This window comes from Enterobacter cloacae complex sp. P12RS (assembly GCF_014895875.1).
GTDB classification, from domain to species: Bacteria; Pseudomonadota; Gammaproteobacteria; order Enterobacterales; family Enterobacteriaceae; genus Enterobacter; species Enterobacter bugandensis.
Map to the genome: position 1 here is coordinate 1 of NZ_JADBQO010000102.1, position 846 is coordinate 846.

Annotated in this window: 1 pseudogene; it reads left to right on the forward strand. The window is 33.9% G+C overall.

Going from position 1 to position 846, the window contains the following annotated elements:
• Positions 1–28: 28 nt before the first annotated feature.
• Positions 29–846 (forward strand): annotated as a pseudogene (locus IM284_RS23090) (RNA-directed DNA polymerase); the annotation flags it as partial.

The following is an 846-nucleotide window of genomic DNA, read 5'->3' on the forward strand; positions in this document are numbered from 1 at the left end:
TAATAAATATGTTAGGAAAGTCAGATCAATGGTTCATCATTTATTTACACAAGGAGAATACCAGCTCGTTGACAAAAAAACTGGTGAAAAAAGAAATGGGAAAATAAATGAATTAGCTGGTATGCTTGGATTCATAGACTCCTTAGATAAATACAATAACTCGTTATCTCATGAAAGAAATGCCACCCTAAACAAACGCGAGCGATTATATGGCGAATTCAAATATTATACAACATTTTGGGCTAATACAATTCCCGTTATATTAACTGAAGGCAAAACTGATATTACTTACTTGAAGGTTGCACTAAGTTCCTTAGCTGCCAAGTATCCAAATTTAATCGGAGAGAAGAAATTAAGCAACAAGGTTGTTCATGATTATAAAATAAAATTTTTTAGAAACACAGCAAAAAATAAATATTTTCTTGACCTGGATGGAGGTACATCTCACCTTAAAAACTTCATGATGAAGTATAATAAAAAAACAGATGCTTTCAAATTGGTTGCAACTCAACAGCCTGTTATTATAGTTTTAGATAATGATTCGGGAAGCACTGGCTCAGATGGAATATTTAATGCATTAGTTGGTAAATCCTTCCCAAATATTACAGATTCTGTGGTCACTTTGCGAAATGAAAAATGGGTTTGGGTTACTAAAAATTTATATATTATTTTTACGCCTCTCAACGGTAAGAGCGACAGCGCAATGGAAGACCTTTTTGAAGACTCGGTACTCCAAAGGCAGCTTGGAGGAAAGGTCTTTAACAGAACCAATAAAAGGTGTGAGGCTAACGAATATGGTAAAGAAGCCTTTGCTACTGGGATAGTATTAAAACAACGAGACAATAT